Source organism: Streptomyces sp. A18 (assembly GCF_059026065.1).
This window is the reverse complement of record NZ_JBWLKL010000005.1, coordinates 277,273-295,763: the sequence shown is the minus strand read 5'-3', so window position 1 is coordinate 295,763 and position 18,491 is coordinate 277,273. Positions and strand designations below refer to the sequence as shown.

Below are 18,491 nucleotides of genomic sequence, written 5' to 3'. Positions count from 1 at the left end.
GCGAGACCAGCAGTACCCAGCAGTACAAGGAGAGCCACCGTGAACGCAGTACCCGCCATCACCCTCAACAACGCAGTGCAGATCCCTCAGCTCGGCTTCGGCACCTATCAGATCGAGCCGGCGGCGACCCGCGAGACGACGCTGGCCGCGCTGGAAGCCGGCTACCGGCACATCGACACGGCTCAGCTCTACGGCAACGAGAGGGAGGTCGGCGAGGCGGTGCGCGACTGCGGTCTCGACCGCGCCGACATCTTCGTGACGAGCAAGCTCAACAACGACGCCCATGCGCACGACGACGCCCTGGAGGCGTTCGACCGCTCCCTGAAGGACCTCGGCCTCGACTACCTGGACCTCTTCCTCATCCACTGGCCGCTGCCGGGCAAGGGCGACTTCGTGGAGACCTGGAAGGCCCTGGAGGAGGTCTACCGCTCCGGCCGGGCCAAGGCCATCGGCGTCTCCAACTTCCAGCCCCACCACCTGCGCCGGCTGCTGCAAGGCAGCGACGTGGTGCCCGCGGTCAACCAGATCGAGGTGCACCCCTACCTCACTCAGGACGACGTCAGGGCCTTCGGCGCGGAGCACGACATCGCCACCGAGGCCTGGTCGCCCATCGCCAAGGGCAAGGTGCTCGACGACCCCACCATCAACCGCATCGCGCAGCGCGTGGGCAAGACGCCCGCCCAGGTCACGCTGCGCTGGCACATCCAGCGCGGCGACGTCGTCTTCCCCAAGTCGGCGACCCGCAAGCGCATCGAGGAGAACTTCGACGTCTTCGACTTCGAACTCGGCGAGGGTGATCTCGGTGAGATCTCCGCACTGAACCGCGACGAGCGGACGGGCCCCGACCCGGATCGCTTCAACGGCTAGGGACTCGGGCGGTCAGGGACTCGGGCGGCCAGGGACTCGGGCGGCTAGGGAAAGGCCTGTTCGGTCCAGATGGTCTTGCCGGAGCGGGTGTAGCGCGTTCCCCACCGCTGGACGAGCTGCGCGACGATGAACAGGCCGCGCCCGCCCTCGTCGTCCTCGCCGCTGTGGCGCAAGTGCGGTGAGGTGTGGCCCCGGTCCGCGACCTCGCACAGGAGGGTGCGGTCACGGATGAGGCGGACCTGGATGGGCCCTTCGGCGTACCTGACCGCGTTGGTCACCAGCTCACTGACGACGAGTTCGGTCGCGAACGACAGTTCTTCCAGGCCCCAGTCGTGCAACTGCTGGGTGGCCAGCTCGCGGGCGCGGCCCGCGGCGACCGGTTCCGCGGGCAGCTCCCATTCGGTGACCTGGGACGTGTCGAGTTCGCGGGTGCGGATGAGCAGCAGGGCGGTGTCGTCGGCCGCCGGGCCGCTCGGCAGGAGTTCCGCCACCGCCCGGTCGCACAGCTCGTCGAGTGAGGCGTGCCGGTCGCTCAGTACACGTCCCAGGGTGTCGAGTCCGTGATCGATGTCGCGGTCACGGGCCTCGACCAGGCCGTCGGTGAAGAGAGCGAGCAGGCTGCCCACCGGCAGCTCGATCTCCAGCGACTCGAACGGCAGACCGCCCAGGCCCAGGGGCGGTCCTGCCGGAAGCTCCGGGAAGGAGAGCCGGCCGTCCGGATCGACGACCGCGGGCGGCAGGTGCCCGGCCCTGGCCATGACGCAGCGCCGCGAGACGGGGTCGTAGACCGCGTAGAGACAGGTCGCACCGGTCGTCACATCGGCGTAGGCGCCGTCGGACGCTCCTGGTTCGCCCCGCTGCTCCTCCGCCGACTGCGCCACCAGGTCGTCGAGCCGTGACAGGAGCTCGACGGGGTCCATGTCCATCTGGGCGAACGCGCGCACGGTCGTACGCAGCCGTCCCATGGTGGCGGCCGCCTGCAGGCCGTGGCCGACCACGTCCCCGACCACGAGTCCGACCCGCGTTCCGGACAGCGGGATGACGTCGAACCAGTCGCCACCGACCCCTGTCAGGTCGTCCGTGGGCAGGTAGCGGTAGGCCATGTCGACCGCCGACCGTTCCGGCAGGTGCTGCGGCAGCAATTGGCGCTGGAGGGCCAGGGAAGCCGTGCGCTCGCGGGTGAAGCGGCGTGCGTTGTCGACGGACACGGCCGTACGGGCGACCAGCTCGTCGGCCAGTTCCACCTCGCCGCTGTCGAAGGCGGCGGAACCGGTGCGCGTGAAGGTGACGAGTCCCAGCGTGCTGTTCCCGGCCCGCAGCGGCACGACGATGGTCGCGTCGTCGACCACGAGTCCGCCGGAGGAGAGGCTGCGGTCCTGCGGCGAACCGGACGGGTACTCCACCGGCGAGTGGTTCACGAGCGGCGGGGGAGGAGGCTGCTGTCCCGGCTTCACCTGGTCGGCTTCGTCGGCCGAGCAGCGGGCGACCCGGACCAGGGACATCGCCGCCGAGCCGCTGGTGGCCGGCACTTCGCCCTCCAGCACGGCCCGCGCGAGGTCGACCGTCACCGTGGCGGCGAATTCCGGCACCGCCACCTCGGTGATCTTCTCGGCGGTGGCCGTCACGTCGAGGGCGGTGCCGATGCCGCGGCCCGCTTCGACGAGCAGGGCGAGGCGCCGCTGGGCCTTGTAGCGATCGGTGATGTCGAAGGCGTCCTCGCACACCCCCAGTACGTTTCCTTCGGCGTCCTGGAGCCGGTAGTAGGCGCAGGACCAGAGGTGGTCCGTCTCCGGGTCGCTGGGCGGGCGGCCCTGGAAATGCAGGTCCAGGAAGGACTCTCCGGTGTCCAGGACGTGCTGCATGACCCCGTCGAGGGTGGGCGGGTGCCCCTTGGTGACGAATTTCCCCTCGGAGTACAGATAGTCGGGCCGAGAGCCGCGGAACTCGGCGAACGGCTGCCCCATCTCCTGTTCGTACGCCGCGTTGCACCAGGCCAGGTGGAGGTCGGTGTCGTAGATGGCCAGGCCGACGGGTGACTGGGTGGCAAGCCCGTGCAGCAGGGCGAGGCGGGATTCCCACAGCCGGAGATCGTTCAGCTCCGTCGCCACGAGAATGCGCCCCGCCGGGCCGGCGCCCGGCAGGGGACACGTCTCGGTGGCGACGATCAGCTCGTGCCCGTCACGGTGCCGGGCGACGCGGATCTCGTTCCCCGGCCGGTGCGGGAGAGGGAGCACGGGGGGTGTCGAGCCGGGCGCCAGGAACGTGGCCAGTGGCCGGCCGACGATCTCCGGCGACCGGTAGCCCAGGAGCCGCTCCGCCGCCGGGCTCCATCCGACGACGGTGTCCTGGGCGTCGACCACCACCGTGGCCGCCCTGGTGATGTCGAGGGGGCCACGAAAGTCAGCATTTTGCTCCGCGTTCGATGCCGTCATGGCGCCACATCAGCCCCGTTCATCCCCTACAGAATCCGCCGTCCCCCGGGCGGGCACAACCGCGGCGCGGCAAGGACCGGCCCGCCCTCCGTACCGGCCCGCCCCCATTTTCCTACCCGAGGCGTTGACCAGCACCGATGAAGAGGATCAGGCGGAGTACGCGAGCTTACGGCGAATGGCCCCACGAGGTCGGCTCTTAGCCGCGGCCGGCACGTCCGGAAAGGGGCGGCTGTCAGCGCGCCGAAGTCGCGTCGGCGTCCGACTCGACGACGGCAAGGACGTCCACAAGCCGATGGAGACGTCTCCGCGCCCGGTCGGCGTCCGGCGACGACACCACGACCTCGGCGGTGGCGCGGGCAGGGGCACGAACCGCGTAGGTCAGCTCCCGCACCGGCACCGGACGCAGCGCGGAGACGATCCGGCCGAGCGCCTCGCGGCTGTCGCGGAGCGTCACCGTGAACCGGAGGAGTGGGCTTCCGGCGTGCCCCGCCTGGGGGCGGTGGTGTGTGCGCGTGTCGCCTCCGTGCGTGTCGCGTCCGTGGGCGTCGCCTCCAGGGGTGTCGCGCCCGTGGGCGTGCCGGCGTAGGGGCGTGGCGAGGGCGTGGGACTCGTCTGTCGTCATGGCGGTGGTTCCTTGTCTTGTCGGCCGGCGTCCTGGTCGGCCGGCCGGGTGAGTCCGATTGCGTGGAGGGCGAAAGCAAAAAGACCCCTCGCGGAATGCGAGAGGTCTGCGTGCGGGCGGTGAGCCACCTGGGAGGGGTCGCCTCCAGGTCACCTCGGTGCCGGCACGCCGCAGCTGATAATGAGCTGACGAAGCATGGCCCGGATGTTGGCACGGAGCGGCCGCCCCAGCAACGGCATCTCACGCTGCGGACACCGGACGCCATGGCCTGACCGTGTGTCATGGGGCCGGATGTGCATACCGCTTCCCCCTTGCCCGCGCCGGTAGGCCCGCTTGCCCGCGCCCGTAGGACCGCGCCGACAGCCCCGCCCCGGTTCATCGGCCGCGACGAACCGGCCCGCTCTGCCTTGTCGCGAAGGACGAAGAGTCGGCCGGGTCCCTTGGCCTACCTTCCGGATATCACCGGTTCGGACGCTCGGAGCTGGGGCCCCACAGGCCCACATGCCGCCGGGCCCACGCCGGACGCGACCTGTGCCGCACCGCCGTTCCCTCCACCCCGTCCCCGAGGAGACAGCACACCGTGACGCGACGCCTGGCCATCGACGACCTCTACGCCATCGCGCTGCCGGAGCAGCCGGCCCTGTCCCCGGACGGCACGCGCATCGCCTACGTGCTGCGTACCGCCGATCGCGAACACGACCGCGAGGAGCGCGCGTTGTGGACGGTGCCGACCGGCGGGGGAGCGGCGCGGCGGCTCACCCGCGGCCACGCCGACACCGCGCCGGCCTGGTCTCCGGACGGCCGGTGGATCGCGTTCCTGCGCGGCGGCGACGGACCGTCCCAGCTGTGGCTGCTGCCCGCCGAGGGAGGCGAGCCCGAGCGGGTCACGAACCTTCCGGCAGGCGCGGGGGCGCCGGTGTGGAACCCGGACGGCACCGCGATCGCCTTCCCGGCCCCGGTCGACAGCAGCCCGAGTACCGCGGCTCCCGGAACGGTGCCGGCCCCCGTGGTGGCGGACCGGCTCGGCCACAAGGCGGACGGGCAGGGACTGCTGGGCACGATCCGCTCCCACCTGCACATCCTGGCTCTCGGCGGCCGCGAGACCCGGCAGATCACCCACGGCGACTGGCACGCGGGCAGCCCGGCCTGGTCGCCGGACGGGCGCAGCCTCGCCTTCTGCACGGCACGCGGCTCCGACGCCGACCTGACGCTGCGGTCCGAGGCGTACGTCGTGGACACTCTGACCTCTGGTGCCGAGCCGCGGCGGGTCGGGACCGGTGAGGGCACCGCGCTCGCCGTCAACTGGACCGCCGACGGCGACGCCCTGCTGGTCGTGGGTCGCGAGGACACGTCCCTCGGGCATGCGAGCGTGCTGCGCGTCCCGCTGGACGGAGGCGCACCGGTCGACCTCACCGCCGGACTGGACCGGAACGTGATGCCCGGCGGCTCCGGCTACCCGGGTGCCCTGCCCCAACCCGCCGCCGACGGCCGCAGCGTGCTGTTCTGTCTGCGGGAGCACGGCTGCACCCACCTGTACGCGATGAGCGCCGACGGCGGCGGGCCCCGCGCGCTGGTCGGCGGCGCGGGACGCGTCGTCTCCGGCCTGTCCGCCGTCGGAGACACCGCGGTCCTCGTCCTTGCGACCCCCACCTCGTACGGCGAGATCGCGACCGTCGAGGTGTCCACCGGCCGCGAGCAGGTGCTCACCCGGCACGGGGCGGACCTGGCCGGTGTGGAGCTTTTCGCGCCGCAGGAGCGGGAGTTCACCATCTCGGACGGCACCACGGTGCAGGGGTGGCTGCTGCGCGACCCCGCCGCCACCGGCCCCGCGCCGCTGCTGCTCGACGTCCACGGTGGTCCGCACAACGCCTGGAACGCGGCGGCCGACCCCTTCCATCCGTACCACCAGGTCCTTGTGGCACGCGGCTGGTCGGTGCTGCTGCTCAACCCCCGTGGCAGCGACGGCTACGGCGAGGCGTTCTTCACCGCCGCACGCGGAGCGTGGGGCACGGCCGACGCGCCGGACCTCCTCGAACCGCTCGACACCCTGGTCGCCGAACAGGTCACCGACCCAATGCGGTTGGCCGTCGCCGGATACAGCTACGGCGGCTATATGACCTGCTATCTGACCAGCCGTGACAACCGGTTCGCCGCCGCCGTCGCCGGAGGCGTGGTCAGCGACCTCACGAGCATGTGCGGCACCAGCGACGAGGCGCACCCGCTCGCGGCAAGCGAGTTGGGCGGACCGCCCTGGGAGAACCGCGAGCTGTACGCCGAACTCTCTCCGTACTCCCGCGTGGAGCACGTTCGTACGCCGACGCTGGTGGTGCACGGGGCGGCCGACGAGCTCTGTCCGGTGGGGCAGGCCGAGCAGTGGTTCACCGCGCTGAGGCTGCGGGGCGTGCCCACCCGCCTCGTGCTCTACCCGGGCGGTTCGCATCTGTTCCTGCTCGACGGACCGCCCTCGCACCGGGCCGACCTCTCCCGCCGCATCGTCGACTGGGTGGAGCGTCATGCAGGTGGGTCCGGACGCCGGGCGAGCGTCCCACTGGATGTCGGGCACTGGAATCGACGCCTCGCCGAGCTGGCGGCCCGGCACCGGGTGCCGGGCGCGGTCCTGGGCATAGCCCGCGGCGACGAACTCGCCCTGGCCTCCTGCGGTGTGCTCAACAAGGACACCGGTGTGACGGCGAGCGAGGACTCGCTCTTCCAGATCGGGTCCCTCACGAAGGTGTGGACCGCCACCCTGATCATGCAGTTGGCCGACGAGGGGAAGCTCGACCTCGACGCCCCCCTCTCCGATGTCCTGCCGGAGCTGCGGCTCTCCGACCCGGGCACGGCGAAGCGGGTGACCGTCCGGCATCTCCTCACGCACACCAGCGGCATCGACGGCGACGTCTTCACCGACACCGGACGCGGGGACGACTGCCTTGAGGGCTACGTGGACCAGTTGGGCACGGCGGCACAGATCCATCCGCCGGGGGCGACGTTCTCGTACTGCAACTCGGGCTTCGTGCTCGCCGGCCGGATCGTCGAGAAGCTCACGGGCATGAGCTGGGACAGCGCCCTCAAGGAGCGGCTGTGCTCCCCCCTGGGGCTCGCGCACACCGTCACGCTGCCGGAGGACGCGTTGCGCTTCCGTACCGCGATGGGACATGACGCCCAGGGCGATCAGGACCCGCGGCCGGTCCCCGCCTGGGGCCTGCCCCGCTCCGTCGGACCGGCCGGACTGATCACCGCGACGGCCGCCGACGTGCTGGCCTTCGCCCGGATGCACCTGGCCGGTGGCAGCACCGCGGACGGCACCCGCGTCCTGTCGCGGCAGGCCGCACGCGCGATGACCGAAAAGCAGGTCGACCTGCCGGACGTGCACTCGCTCGGCGACTCCTGGGGCCTCGGCTGGATCCGCTTCGACTGGGGCGGCCACCAGGTCCTCGGACACGACGGCAACACCATCGGCCAGTCGGCGTTCCTGCGCCTGCTGCCCGAGCAGGATCTCGCCGTCACCCTGCTCACCAACGGCGGGGGCACCCAGGACCTGTACCTGGATCTGTTCCGGGAGATCTTCGCCGAGTTGGCCGGGGTCACCACGCAGCGACCGCTCCAGCCGCCGGCCGAGCCCGTGCCGGTGGATGCCGCCCGCCATCTGGGGCGGTACGAACGGGCCGGTGCGCGCATCGAGATCCTTCAGGGCGTCGACGGGCCACGGCTGCGGCAGACGGTGACCGGGCCGCTGGCCGATCTCGTGCCCGAGACGGTGCAGGAGGCCGACCTCGTACCCGTGTCGGACGACCTCTTCGTCGTCCGGCTGCCCGGCAGCCGGTCATGGACCCCCGTGACCTTCTACGCACTCCCCAGCGGTGAGCCGTATCTGCACTTCGGCGTCCGCGCTACCCCGAAGGTGTCCTGACGTGAAGCGGCAGCACGACATCCGGATACCTCAAGGCCCTTTGTGCGTCGCTCGGTTCGAGGACGCACTGCCTGCCATGATCGACGACATCGGGCGCCTGGTGCGCACCGAGTCCCCGTCGGCCGACCTCGCCGCCGTGGCCCGCAGCGCCGAGGCGGTCGCCACCATCGGCGCACAGCACCTGGGCGCCGGGCCGGACCTGCTCACCCTGGACGGCCGTACGCATCTGCGTTGGCGCCTGGGCAGCGGCCCGCGGCGCGTCCTGCTCCTCGGCCATCACGACACGGTGTGGCCCATCGGCTCATCGGCCACCCACCCGTTCACGGTCCACGACGGCGTGCTGCGTGGGCCCGGCTGCTTCGACATGAAGGCCGGACTCGTCATGGCCTTCCATGCCGTCGCCGCGCTCGCCGCCCTTGGCTCCGGCACCGGCGCCATGAATGGCCTGACCCTGTTGATCACCGGCGACGAAGAGCTCGGCTCGCCGTCGTCGCGGGAGCTGATCGAGTCCGAGGCGGCGGGCTGCGCCGCGGCGCTGGTCCTGGAGGCCTCCGCAGACGGCGGAGCGCTGAAGACGGAACGCAAAGGAGTCTCCCTGTACGAGGTACGAGTCGAAGGACGGGCCGCCCACGCGGGCCTGGAGCCGCACCGCGGTGTGAACGCCGGAATCGAGACCGCCCACCAGATGCTCGCGGTGGCCGCGCTCTGTGACACCGAAGCCGGTACGACGGTCACCCCGACCGTCCTCACCGCCGGAACCACCACCAACACCGTCCCGGCCCACGGGCGGTTCTCCGTCGACGTCCGCGTACGCGACGCCGAGGAACAGGCCCGCGTGGACACCGCTCTGCGAGGGCTGCGGCCCGTGCTCGACGGTGCGACGGTGGACGTGACCGGCGGCCCCAACCGTCCGCCCCTGCCGCACGCCGCGTCGGACGCCCTCTACCGCCGTGCCCGGCAACTGGCCGTGGACCTCGGCATCGGCGAACTCACCGCCGCCGCGGTGGGAGGAGCGTCGGACGGCAACTTCACCGCCGGTGTGGGCATCCCGACCCTGGACGGTCTCGGCGCCGTCGGCGGCGGCGCACACGCCGCCGACGAGCACGTGGTCGTCGCTGAACTCCCGCGTCGTACAGCGCTGTTGGCGGCACTTGTCGGCGACCTTCTCGCCGCCGCCCCACACTCGGCGCGCGACAGTGACGCGGCGGCGACCGGCGGGAGTGCCCGATGACGGACAGGTCCGCCGCCCCTCCGCTCGCGCCCGATCCCGATCCCGGCCATCGGATCGCGGCCGATGCGCTGACCGCGGCCGGTGCCGCGGCGTACGAGGCCGGCTGCCATGTGCGGCCGATCAGCGCCCTCGCGGATCTGGAGGCGGCCTGCCGCCTCTTCGAAGGCATCTGGAAACCCGGCGGCGAGAACGCACTTGCGACCCCCGAACTGCTGCGTGCGATGGACAAGGCCGGCAGCTACGTTACGGCAGCCTTCGACGGAGCGGAGGAGGGCGGCGAACTGGTCGGCGCCTGCATCGGGTTCTTCGGCCCACCGCCCGACGGCGCCCTGCACAGCCACATCGCCGGCGTATCGGCCCGGATGCGTGGCCGCAGCGTCGGCTTCGCCCTCAAGGCGCACCAGCGCTCCTGGGCGCTGCAGCGGGGCGCCGCCCAGGTGTCGTGGACCTTCGATCCGCTGGTGCGGCGCAACGCCTACTTCAACATCGGCAAGCTGGCCGCCCGGCCCGCGCAGTACTTGCCCAACTTCTACGGCCGCATGAACGACGGCATCAACGGCGCGGACGACACCGACCGCCTCCTGGTGGAGTGGCAGTTGGCCGCCCCCGAGATCGCCGCGGCCTGCCGCGGCCACCACCGGGCCACTGACGCGGGGGCCGAACGGGTGCGCGGCGCATCCGTCGCCCTGAGCGCGACCGCCGACGGCCGGCCGCGGACCCACCCCGTCACCGGGCCTCGGACGCTGCTCGCCGTGCCCCAGGACATCGAGCGACTGCGCCGCGGCGACGCGGGGTCCGCGGCGTCCTGGCGCGCCGCCGTGCGCGACGCACTCGGCGGGCTCCTCGCCGACGGCTGGCGGGTGACGGGATTCGACCGCGCCGGCTGGTACCTCCTCGTGGACAAGGACACACAGTGAAGCTCACCGGAGTAGAAGTACGCCGGATCCGGCTGCCGTTGGTGGCCCCCTTCCGCACCTCGTTCGCCACGCTGACGGAGCGCACGGCGCTGGTGCTGCGCGCGGTGAGCGCCGACGCGGAGGGCTGGGGCGAGTGCGTGGCGATGGTCGACCCGCTGTACTCATCGGAGTACGCGGCCGGCTGCGCCGACGTACTGCGCCGATTCCTCGTCCCCGCCCTCGGCCGCCACCCGCGCCTCGACGCGGCCGGTGTCGCTCCGGCCCTGGCACCGTTCAACGGCCACCGGATGGCGAAGGCGGCCTTGGAGATGGCGGTCCTCGACGCCGAACTGCGCGCCCGCGGCGTGCCGTTGGCGCGAGCGCTGGGTGCCGTCCACGAGCGCGTGCCGTGCGGGGTGTCCGTCGGCATCATGGGCTCCGTGCCGGAGCTGCTCGAAGCGGTGGCCGGCTACCTCGACGAGGGCTATCGGCGCATCAAGCTCAAGATCGAGCCCGGCTGGGACGTCGAGCCGGTCCGTGCGGTACGCGAGCACTTCGGCGATGACCTGCTGCTCCAGGTCGACGCCAACACCGCCTACACCCTCGCCGATGCCCGGCACTTGGCCCAACTCGACCCGTACGGACTGCTGTTGATCGAGCAGCCGTTGGAGGAGGAAGACCTCATCGGCCATGCGCAGCTGGCCAAGTCCCTTGCCACACCGGTCTGCCTGGACGAGTCGATCACCTCCGCCCGCGCCGCCGCCGCGGCGATCACCCTGGGCGCGTGCAGCATCGTGAACATCAAGCCCGGCCGGGTCGGCGGCTATCTGGAGGCCCGCCGTATCCACGACGTGTGCGTCGCGCACGGCGTGCCGGTCTGGTGCGGCGGCATGCTGGAGACCGGCCTCGGCCGGGCGGCGAACGTCGCTCTCGCCGCGCTGCCGGGTTTCACGCTGCCCGGCGACACCTCCGCATCCGACCGCTACTACCGCACCGACATCACCGAGCCGTTCGTGCTGGCCGACGGCCACCTCCCGGTCCCCGACGGCCCCGGCCTCGGTGTCGTGCCGATCCCCGACGCCCTGGAGGAGGTCACCGTCGACACGGAGTGGATCCCTCTGTGACGGGACCCTTGTAGTGACCGACGAAAACAGCCCACAATTCCGTCCACACCGACGAACGGTGGCCGCGAGCACTGTCCGGGGACGACGGAAGGGGCACCGTGAACACACAGCCGCGGGCCGGCCTCAGGCGGGTCATGGAAGACCTCGGCACCACCCTGCTCGATCTCGTGTGCGGCGACCCGGACACGGCGGACGGGATCGGCGGAGTGGTCATCCACGATCCGCTGGACGAACCGGTGCTGCCCCGCCAGGCGTTGGTGCTCGGCATCAGCATCCACGGGACGGACGAGACAGCCCGGCTGCTCACCGCCCTCGGCGAGGCCGGGGCCGCGGCCCTGGTGGTCCGCGCCCCGGCACCGGCCGACCCGGCGGTCATCACCGCGGCGGAGAGATCCGGGGTGGTGCTGCTCGCGCTGACCCGCGGCGCGTCGTGGGCCCAGCTCGCCGCGCTGCTGCGCTCACTGCTGGCGGACGGCGACGTCGGCGAGGCGGGCCCGCAGACGCTGGGCGGCACCCCCTCCGGCGATCTGTTCGCCCTGGCCAATGCCGTGGCCGCGCTCCTTGACGCCCCCATCACCATCGAGGACCGCAGCTCCCGCGTCCTGGCCTTCTCCGGCCGCCAGGACGAGGCCGACCCCTCCCGCGTGGAGACCGTCCTCGGCCGGCAGGTCCCCGAACGCTTCACGCGCTTCCTCGAGGACCGCGGGGTCTTCCGCGCCCTCTACCGCAGCGATCAGCCGGTCCACATCGCGCCACCCGAGACCGACGGATTCCACATCCCGCGTGTCGCGATCGCCGTGCGCGCCGGAGACGAATTCCTCGGGTCCATCTGGGCCGTCGTCCGGACCCCGCTCAGTGCGCAGCGCGGTCAGGCGCTGCACGACGCGGCGAAACTGGTGGCCCTGCACCTGCTGCGCCTGCGGGCAGGCGCCGACGTCGAGCGCCGCCTCCGTGCCGACCTGGTCTCCACCGCCCTGGAAGGCGGATCGGGCGCGGCGGAGGCCCTCGGCCGGCTCGGCCTGGCGGACCACGCAGGCGTCGTCCTCGCCCTGGCCGTGCCGGACCCGCCCGAGCTGACAGGATCGACCGACCTGCACGCCCAGCACACGGCCGAACGCCAGCGCCTGGCCGACGCCTTCGCCGTGCACCTCTCCGCGATCCACGCCCGCGCCGCCACGGCACTCGTCGGCGATGTCGCCTACGGGATCCTCCCTGTACCGCTGAACCCGGCGGACGCGGAGGAGAGGGCGGCCCGCACCGCGGGCGACTTCCTCACGCGCATCGGTGACCGGCTGACCCCGCTGATCGGCATCGGCCCCGCGGCCCGGGACGGCAGCGCACTGGCCCGTTCCCGCGAAGGAGCCGACCGCGCGCTGCGCGTCCTGCGCGCCAACGGAGGCCCTCGCCGGCTCGCCCGGATCTCGGACGTCCACGTCGAAGCGCTCCTGCTGGATCTCGCCGACCTCGCCGCCGAGCGAGGCGACCCGCCGACCGGCCCCTTGGCGCGGCTGCTCGCCTACGACAAGGAGCACGACGCCCCACTGGTCGACACGCTCCGCGCATGGCTCAACGCCTTCGGCGAGGTCCCGGCGGCGGCCGACGCGATGTACGTCCACCAGAACACCTTCCGCTACCGCCTGCGCCGCGCCACCGAGGTCGCCGAGGCCGACCTCACCGACCCCGACGTCCGCTTCGCGCTGATGCTGCAGCTGCGCCTGCTGCGCCGCCCGGACATGTCGGCGCGCTGAGTCGGCGCGCCGACATGTCCGGGAAGGCAGATCTACTCCGGGCAGTACTCCGCCTCGATGACCGCCTGGCTGTCACCCGCCCAGTCGCCGTTGAAGTTGAAGGCCAGCGAGTGCTTGCCGTCCGCCGTGGTCACGGCCTGGGACGCCGACCCCTGGATGTTGCCGCCGTGGCCCCAGACCGGAACGCCGCAGGACGGCTCGAACTTCATCAGCCCCAGACCGTAGCCCGTGATCAGGCCGGCCCCGCTGACCGGGACGGTGGTCTTCATGTCCTTGAGTTGCGCCGCGGGCAGCAACTTGCCGCCGAGGAGGGCCGAGTAGAAGCGGTTCACGTCACCGGATTCGGAGATCATCGCGCCCGCCGAACCCGCGGCCGACGGATTGAGATCGGTGACGTCGTGGACCGGACCGGTCGGCTGCGGCGTCAGGGAGAGCTTGGAGTACGCACGGGAACTCGGCTCCGGCAGCGACGACGCGGTGCGGGGGACGGACGTGGCGTACAGGCCGAGCGGCTGGATGATGCGCCGCTTGATCTCGTCCTCGTAGGGGCGGCCCGAGACCTTCTCGATGACCATGCCGGCCAAGGTGTAGTTGGTGTTCGAGTAACTCCAGGCCGTGCCCGGCTCGAAGAGCGGCTCGTAGCGCATGGCGATGCCCACCAACTGCCCCGGTGTGTACGTGTCGTAGCGGTGCTCCAGGAACTTCTCGGTGAAGCCCCGCTCCAGGAACTCCGGGTCGGAGGTGTAACTCGGTATCCCGCTGGTGTGGTTGAGCAGTTGGCGCACCGTCGTCCGGCGGCCGTCGTTGCCGTTCCCCTGGACCACGCCGGGCAGCCACGTGTCGACCGTGTCGTCCAGGTCGAGTCTGCCCTCGGCCTCCAGTTGGAGCAGCACGGTGGCGACGAAGGTCTTGGTCATGCTGCCGATGCGGTAGCGGTCGAACGCCGAGCGCGGCTCGCCCGTCCCGCGGTCCCCGACGCCCGAAGTGCCCGTCCAGAGCGAGTATCCGTCCTTGACCTGCCCGGTGACTCCGGGCACCCCGCTCCTCACCGCCGCGTCCATGGCCGCCTGGGTCCGCTGATGTCCCGTGCCTGCGTCGGCCGCCGCGGGTGAGGTGAACGAAGCGGCGGTCAGGGCCGCCGCTGTCACCAGACCCACCGCGCTGCCGCGTACTGTGCGCGTTGCCATCTACTGCCCCTTTCGGTTGCTGCGATCAGTGGCAACGGCCGCACCGTGTGGCACAGAGGTTGCCTTTCGAACCGGTGATGTCCGGAAGCTAGGGCAGGCGGAAGGGTCGAGGCTTCGTCGTGGGGAGACAACGCGGGGCGGGACGCTCATCGGGGGGAACGAACCGCTTCTCGCGGTGTGGCGGGCGCCGCTGGCGCGCGGGGGCCCCTTGACCTGCGTGGCCCCAGCCATTAGCTTCCGGTAGTCACGCCGACCCATGACGCCCGAAAGGAGGCGACCAGCGGATGTACACCAGCTCTGATCTCGGTCGCCTCGCCCAGTGCACGGTCTGGGTTCCGGGTCGTATCGCGCACGGCTGCTGAACACGCGGTTCTGATGTGCCCGTACGCGGCACATTCCGGGTTCCCCGCCACCCCCTTCCGGTACGTCGCTCTTGCGTGCCGTGCTGCGCCCGCTCCTCTCGCAGGGCGCGTCTGAACACAGAAAGTTGCCTGAAATTGGCGAACATGATGCATGCACCCGTCTCGCACCGAAATGAAGACATGTCATGACAGCTGCGCGGATCACGGTCAACGGCAGAGAAACACCGATCTCACCCGCCGCACCCCACACCACGGCGCTGGACTTCCTGCGCGGGTGCGGTCTCACGGGCACCAAGGAGGGCTGCGCCGAGGGTGAATGCGGCGCCTGTTCGGTCCTGGTGGCCCGTCCCGGCGTGAACAAGCCCACCGACTGGGTGGCGGTCAACGCCTGCCTGGTTCCGGCCGCGGCGCTCGACGGCCAGGAGATCATCACCTCCGAGGGGCTCGCGACCGCAGGCGAACCCGGCACGCGGCCGGTCCTGCACCCGGTGCAGGAGGAGATGGCGGTACGCGGCGGATCCCAATGCGGTTACTGCACACCGGGATTCATCTGCAGCATGGCGGCCGAGTACTACCGCCCCGACCGCTGCGCACACGCGGACTCCGCCGACACCACCGACGCGGCCGAAGGCGCCGACGCAGAGCACGGTCCGAACGGTTTTGATCTGCACGCACTGAGCGGAAACCTGTGCCGCTGCACCGGATACCGCCCGATCCGCGATGCCGCGTTCGCCGTCGGTACGCCCACGGGCGAGGATCCGCTGGCGCAGCGCCGGGAGCTGCCCCCGCCCGCACCCGTCGCCACGGAATACGCCCAGAACGGCAGCACGTTCCTGCGCAGGAGCACCCTGGACGAGACGCTGCGGCTGCTGCGCGAGCGGCCCGACGCGGTGGTGGTCGCCGGGTCCACCGACTGGGGCGTCGAGGTGAACATCCGCTCCCGCCGGGCTGATTGCGTGGTCGCCATCGACCGGCTGCCCGAACTGCGGGAGCTGCGGGTCGAATCCGACTCCATCGAGATCGGGGCAGCGCTGACGCTCACCGAGATCGAACGCCGCCTCGACGGCGAAGTCCCGCTCCTCGCGGAGCTGTTCCCGCAGTTCGCCTCCCGGCTCATCCGCAACGGCGCGACCATCGGCGGCAACCTGGGGACCGGCTCGCCCATCGGCGACAGCCCGCCCGTCCTGCTCGCGCTCGACGCGTCGGTGGTGCTCGCCGACGCCGACGGTGAGCGGGTGGTCCCGCTGGCGGAGTACTTCACCGGTTACCGGCAAAGCGTGCGCAGGACCGGCGAGTTGATCCGCGCGGTGCGCGTCCCGCTGCCGCTGTCGCCGGTCACGGCCTTCCACAAGATCGCCAAGCGGCGCTTCGACGACATCTCCAGCGTGGCGGTCGCGTTCGCGCTCGACATCGCGGACGGGGTCGTACGCAAGGCGCGCATCGGTCTGGGCGGCGTGGCCGCCACCCCGATCCGCTCCCTCGCCACCGAGGCGGCCCTGGAGGGCAGGCCGTGGTCGGCGCAGACTGTGGAGGAGGCGGCCCGGGTGCTGCGGGCCGAGGGCACGCCGATGGACGATCATCGCGCCAGCGCCCGCTACCGTTCCGCGATGCTCGGCCAGAGCCTGCTGAAGTTGTACGCGCAGACCACTGAGGCGGTTTCCTCATGAGCCATTTGTCAAAGCGCCCCGAGAAGCCCGTCGTCGGCGTCTCGATGCCGCATGAGAGCGCCGTCCAGCACGTCACCGGCGCCGCGCTCTACACCGACGACCTGGTCCAGCGCACCAAGGACGTGCTGCACGCCTACCCGGTCCAGGTCATGAAGGCCTGCGGCAGGATCACCGCACTGCACACCGAGCCCGCGCTCGCCGTGCCCGGCGTGATACGTGTGCTGACCGGCGCCGACGTGCCGGGCGTCAACGATGCCGGGATGAAGCACGACGAGCCGCTGTTTCCCGACGAGGTCATGTTCCACGGCCACGCGGTCGCCTGGGTGCTCGGCGAGACCCTGGAGGCGGCACGGCTCGGTGCGGCGGCCGTCGAGGTGGAACTCGACGAACAGCCCTCCCTGATCACGCTGCAGGACGCGATCGCGGCCGAGAGTTTCCACGGTGCTCGTCCCGTGATGCTGGCCGGTGACGTGGACGCCGGGTTCGCCGACTCCGCGCACGTGTTCACGGGTGAGTTCCAGTTCTCCGACCAGGAGCACTTCTACCTCGAGACGCACGCGGCGCTCGCCCAAGTCGACGAGGCGGAGCAGGTGTTCGTGCAGAGCAGCACCCAGCACCCTTCGGAGACCCAGGAGATCGTCGCGCATGTGCTCGGTCTGCACAGCCACGAGGTGACCGTGCAGTGCCTGCGGATGGGCGGCGGCTTCGGCGGCAAGGAGATGCAGCCGCACGGCTTCGCGGCCGTCGCCGCGCTCGGCGCCAAGCTGACCGGACGGCCGGTGCGGCTGCGGCTCAACCGGACCCAGGACCTGACCATGTCCGGCAAGCGGCACGGATTCCACGCCGCATGGAAGATCGGCTTCGACGCCGACGGCCGCATCCAGGCACTGGACGCCACCCTGACCGCGGACGGCGGCTGGAGCCTGGACCTGTCCGAGCCGGTGGTGGCTCGCGCGCTGTGCCACATCGACAACACGTACTGGATCCCCAACGCGCGCATCGCCGGTCGCATCGCCAAGACCAACAAGGTCTCCAACACCGCGTTCCGCGGCTTCGGCGGACCGCAGGGCATGCTGGTGATCGAGGACATCATGGGCCGGTGCGCGCCGGAGCTCGGCCTGGACGCGATGGAGTTGCGGGAGTGCAACTTCTACCGCCAGGGCCAGACGACGCCGTACGGACAGCCGGTCGGCCAGCCCGAACGGATCTCCGCCGTCTGGGAGAAGGTGCGCGAGAACGGCGGAATCGCCGATCGCAGGGGCGAGATCGCCGCCTTCAACGCCGCGCATCCGCACACCAAGCGGGCCCTCGCGCTCACCGGCGTCAAGTTCGGCATCTCGTTCAACCTCACCGCCTTCAACCAGGCCGGCGCGCTGGTGCTGATCTACAAGGACGGCTCGGTCCTGATCAACCACGGCGGCACCGAGATGGGCCAGGGCCTGCACACCAAGATGCTGCAGGTGGCCGCGACCACGCTGGGCATCCCGCTGCACAAGGTGCGGCTTGCCCCGACGCGTACCGACAAGGTGCCCAACACCTCCGCCACCGCGGCCAGCGCCGGGGCGGATCTCAACGGTGCGGCGGTGAAGAACGCCTGCGAGCAGTTGCGCGAGCGGCTGCTGCAGGTGGCCGCCACCCAGCTGGGGGCGAACGCATCGGACGTACGCGTCGTCGAGGGCGTCGCGCGCACCCTGGACAGCGACCAGGAGCTGGCCTGGGACGAGCTGGTGCGTACCGCGTACTTCCAGCGCGTGCAGCTGTCGGCGGCCGGTTACTACCGGACCGAGGGGCTGCACTGGGACGCGAAGTCGTTCACGGGATCGCCGTTCAAGTATTTCTCGTACGGCGCCGCAGCGGCCGAGGTGGAGGTGGACGGCTTCACCGGCGCGTACCGCATCCGGCGGGTGGACATCGTGCACGACGTCGGCGACAGCCTCTCCCCGATGATCGACATCGGCCAGGTCGAGGGCGGCTTCGTGCAGGGCGCGGGCTGGCTGACCCTCGAGGACATGCGCTGGGACGCCACGGACGGCCCGAACCGCGGTCGGCTGCTGACCCAGGCGGCGAGCACGTACAAGCTGCCGAGCTTCTCGGAGATGCCCGAGGAGTTCAACGTCACGCTCCTGGAGAACGCCTCCGAAGAGGGTGCGGTGTACGGGTCCAAGGCCGTGGGTGAGCCTCCGCTGATGCTGGCCTTCTCGGTGCGCGAGGCGCTGCGGCAGGCCGCCGCCGCGTTCGGGCCGGGCGGGGTCGGCGTCGAACTGGCATCGCCCGCGACGCCGGAGGCGGTGTTCTGGGCGATCCAGGCTGCTCGGCAGGGCGGCTGCTCCTCCGCTTCCTCCGATGCCTCCCGGAACGATGCCTCCCGGAACGGTGACACCCCGAACGGCCTTGCCGCGGGCGGCGAGAACCGTACCGACGCGGAAGCGTTGAGCGGTGCCTGAC

At 71.5% G+C, this 18,491-nt stretch carries 11 protein-coding genes; 8 read left to right on the top strand and 3 right to left on the bottom strand.

Going from position 1 to position 18,491, the window contains the following annotated elements; genetic code table 11:
• The first annotated feature begins 39 nt into the window (after positions 1–39).
• Complete coding sequence (locus AC5P1C_RS11340) at positions 40–867, top strand: aldo/keto reductase (RefSeq protein WP_493865613.1); 828 nt, start codon at positions 40–42, stop codon at positions 865–867.
• Between the two features lie 44 nt (positions 868–911).
• On the opposite strand, the gene AC5P1C_RS11335 is transcribed toward AC5P1C_RS11340, so the two are convergent.
• Positions 912–3,299: a SpoIIE family protein phosphatase gene (locus AC5P1C_RS11335; protein WP_493865612.1), complete on the bottom strand. Its 2,388-nt coding sequence runs from the start codon at positions 3,297–3,299 to the stop codon at positions 912–914.
• A gap of 232 nt (positions 3,300–3,531) precedes the next feature.
• Positions 3,532–3,921, bottom strand: coding sequence for a hypothetical protein (locus AC5P1C_RS11330; protein ID WP_493865611.1), 390 nt, complete (start codon positions 3,919–3,921; stop codon positions 3,532–3,534).
• A gap of 580 nt (positions 3,922–4,501) precedes the next feature.
• Between AC5P1C_RS11330 and AC5P1C_RS11325 the strand changes: the two genes are divergently transcribed.
• The 5 genes from AC5P1C_RS11325 to AC5P1C_RS11305 all read left to right on the top strand — a co-directional run bounded on the left by AC5P1C_RS11325 (position 4,502) and on the right by AC5P1C_RS11305 (position 12,830).
• Entirely contained in the window at positions 4,502–7,831 is a 3,330-nt protein-coding gene (locus AC5P1C_RS11325; RefSeq protein ID WP_493865610.1) for an LpqB family beta-propeller domain-containing protein, read from the top strand.
• 76 nt (positions 7,832–7,907) lie between these two features.
• A complete protein-coding gene (locus AC5P1C_RS11320) occupies positions 7,908–9,062 on the top strand; it encodes a M20/M25/M40 family metallo-hydrolase (protein WP_493865609.1) in 1,155 nt (384 codons plus the stop codon).
• Positions 9,059–9,979 (top strand): GNAT family N-acetyltransferase, encoded by a 921-nt coding sequence (locus AC5P1C_RS11315; protein WP_493865608.1) that lies wholly within the window; start codon positions 9,059–9,061, stop codon positions 9,977–9,979. Before AC5P1C_RS11320 ends, AC5P1C_RS11315 begins: the two co-directional genes overlap by 4 nt.
• A complete protein-coding gene (menC, locus tag AC5P1C_RS11310) occupies positions 9,976–11,082 on the top strand; it encodes an o-succinylbenzoate synthase (protein ID WP_493865607.1) in 1,107 nt (368 codons plus the stop codon). The genes AC5P1C_RS11315 and menC overlap by 4 nt, the downstream gene beginning before the upstream one ends.
• 98 nt (positions 11,083–11,180) lie before the next feature.
• Positions 11,181–12,830 carry a PucR family transcriptional regulator gene (locus AC5P1C_RS11305; protein ID WP_493865606.1) on the top strand — a complete coding sequence of 550 codons (1,650 nt, stop codon included), beginning with the start codon at positions 11,181–11,183 and terminating at the stop codon, positions 12,828–12,830.
• Between the two features lie 32 nt (positions 12,831–12,862).
• Here AC5P1C_RS11305 and AC5P1C_RS11300 read toward each other — a convergent pair whose 3' ends face one another.
• Entirely contained in the window at positions 12,863–14,017 is a 1,155-nt protein-coding gene (locus tag AC5P1C_RS11300) for a serine hydrolase domain-containing protein (protein WP_493865605.1), read from the bottom strand.
• A 547-nt stretch (positions 14,018–14,564) separates the two neighbouring features.
• On the opposite strand from AC5P1C_RS11300, the gene AC5P1C_RS11295 reads away from it, so the two are divergent.
• Both AC5P1C_RS11295 and xdhB read left to right on the top strand, forming a co-directional pair.
• On the top strand, positions 14,565–16,046 hold the full coding sequence (locus AC5P1C_RS11295; RefSeq protein ID WP_493865604.1) for a xanthine dehydrogenase small subunit: 1,482 nt from the start codon (positions 14,565–14,567) through the stop codon (positions 16,044–16,046).
• Positions 16,043–18,490 carry a xanthine dehydrogenase molybdopterin binding subunit gene (gene xdhB, locus AC5P1C_RS11290; protein ID WP_493865603.1) on the top strand — a complete coding sequence of 816 codons (2,448 nt, stop codon included), beginning with the start codon at positions 16,043–16,045 and terminating at the stop codon, positions 18,488–18,490. The genes AC5P1C_RS11295 and xdhB overlap by 4 nt, the downstream gene beginning before the upstream one ends.
• The last annotated feature ends 1 nt before the right edge of the window (position 18,491 follow it).

Coding starts and splice junctions, on each gene's coding strand:
- AC5P1C_RS11300 (WP_493865605.1), bottom strand. CDS start 14,017: ATGGCAACGCGCACAGTACGCGGCAGCGCGGTGGGTCTGGTGACAGCG.
- AC5P1C_RS11335 (WP_493865612.1), bottom strand. CDS start 3,299: ATGACGGCATCGAACGCGGAGCAAAATGCTGACTTTCGTGGCCCCCTC.
- xdhB (WP_493865603.1), top strand. CDS start 16,043: ATGAGCCATTTGTCAAAGCGCCCCGAGAAGCCCGTCGTCGGCGTCTCG.
- AC5P1C_RS11295 (WP_493865604.1), top strand. CDS start 14,565: ATGACAGCTGCGCGGATCACGGTCAACGGCAGAGAAACACCGATCTCA.
- AC5P1C_RS11315 (WP_493865608.1), top strand. CDS start 9,059: ATGACGGACAGGTCCGCCGCCCCTCCGCTCGCGCCCGATCCCGATCCC.
- AC5P1C_RS11320 (WP_493865609.1), top strand. CDS start 7,908: ATGATCGACGACATCGGGCGCCTGGTGCGCACCGAGTCCCCGTCGGCC.
- AC5P1C_RS11330 (WP_493865611.1), bottom strand. CDS start 3,921: ATGACGACAGACGAGTCCCACGCCCTCGCCACGCCCCTACGCCGGCAC.